The organism is Microcoleus sp. F10-B2 (assembly GCF_036704965.1).
Classification (GTDB): domain Bacteria; phylum Cyanobacteriota; class Cyanobacteriia; order Cyanobacteriales; family Microcoleaceae; genus Microcoleus.
The window spans coordinates 1-1,988 of sequence record NZ_JAUBTB010000211.1; the positions used below are offsets into that span (position 1 = coordinate 1).

General features: G+C 36.9%; 1 pseudogene. It reads right to left on the reverse strand.

Annotation, left to right across the window (positions count from 1 at the left end):
* Positions 1–278: 278 nt before the first annotated feature.
* Positions 279–1,944: pseudogene (locus QUA99_RS32665) on the reverse strand (IS1634 family transposase).
* Positions 1,945–1,988: the final 44 nt, after the last annotated feature.

The window sequence follows — 1,988 nt, forward strand, 5'->3', positions numbered from 1 at the left end:
CCCACATTCCGCAGATGTGGGTCGGATTTCTTTATCAGTTGTGAAAACTTGGAAGCCAAACACTTTTAGGCTGAAATTATACAGTTTTAGCATTACAGAAGGTTGTCAAATTTACCTAAACTAAGTAAGTTGAAATAATTGGCTTTTTTTCATATATTCATGTTGCTATTTTATCGCGGTTGCTCATATTTTGAAGCAATGAAACTTATGCCAAGAGCAAATTGTCTTGACTAATTAATGAAAATTATTCACAAATATCTACACCTCGATCGCAATCGTTATTCACTTGAAAATATTAAATAGTATTGACAGCAATACTCTCCTAAATGCCGCAAGATATCTTGGTGTTCTTGGGTTAAATTGCTGACCTGCTTCGAGCCATTTATCGTCACTAAGTGCACAGCCTGAAACACCTGAAATATCCAGCGCATTGTCGGTTTATCGGTCAATTTCTTTACCTGATTTTTCACTTGCTCATTGGTAGCTTCTAATTGTTGTCTCAATTTCCTTTGCGCTAAATTATACACTAACAAACACAGTCCCATTATCATTCCGATTGCTTCAACTCGCTCCGGCTTTTTCACGAATACGCTGGAAGTAAAAAATAACGGATCTTTGATAAATCTAAATCCTCTCTCATTACTTTGCTGCGCTTTGTATTCCGATAATACCTGTGAATTGCTCACTACTTTAGGCTCTAAAATATTTGTGGCTAATATAAATCTCCCAGCTTTGACTTTTTCCGCTTCGATTGCTGAAATTCGGGGTTCTATTTCACCTGTTACTTGATAGACTATTGTCTGTGTCTCGCTCGATTCTTTGAGCTTTCTTTTTGTTGTTTTAACTGGCTCTTCTTGGCATTTAATTTTTGTTATTTGGTGATATTTCCATGAGTTTGATAACTTTTTTATTGCAACTTCTGCATCAGTAATACAAGCAAACTCTTGCCTGGATAGCTTACGCAGTGTGATTTTGGCTGATTCTAACTGTTTCTCTACTTGTTTGACTATTTTTTTAAGGTCTGCTTGTTTTCTGATTTCACTTTCTATGACTAGCCATCTTTGCTTGATGTTGCCATACTCACTGGTTCTGGCTGCTATTTTATAGCCTTTTATTTGAGAATCTTCCCAGTCACTATCTTCTATGTTGCAGATTTTATTTTGAGCTGATTTTATGCTTAACGGCACTCTGGTTATCCATTTCATTCCTGCCATTGCTGACAAATTTTCTGCTGTGTATAAGGCACTATCTGCTACACAGATTCCATCAAATGTCCACTGATTTTTAAACTCTTTCAATCTTGACACAAAGACACTTTTATCATCCGCGTTCCCGTCATCTATTTTCAGATACAATGGTACGTCTCCATCCCCACTTACGATCGTATCAATGATAAATTGTTTGAGCTCGGGTCTTTTATCTCTTGAGTAGCCGTGAACGATTTTTATGGTTTTCATGGAAGATTCTGTATCCTCAGATTCTGCCTCAACTTCCTGGCTCTTTTCCTGACATTTTTTGTATGCTCCCTCTACTGATATTGAACTGCTGTCTAGATGAACGCTTTTCATTTCTACTTGAAATTTTATCACTGCTTTCAGGGCAATTGCTGTGAATAACTTTGTCGTTCCCGCTTGATAATATTTGTCTAATGCTCTTCCGATTCTGTCATCCGGCAAATTGTTCGGCTGTTATTCCTTTTCCGATTAGATGTTCTGTTGCTTTTCCCACGAAAAATGTATCAAATAGGTAGATTGGGGCGCTCAAAAATCCCAATCCGTTCAAAATCATTGCTTTCATTACTTGTCCTGGGCTGACAGTTTCTTTAACTCTTATTCCCACTTTTTTGTTGACTTCTTCTACCAATTCCATTTCATCTATAATCCCCGCTACTATTCCCAAATGGTCTAAATTTACGATATTTATAGCTTCAGAGGGCTTTTTCATAGTTTTGAAGGTTGCTATACGGGCACAAATTATTATACCTTAAA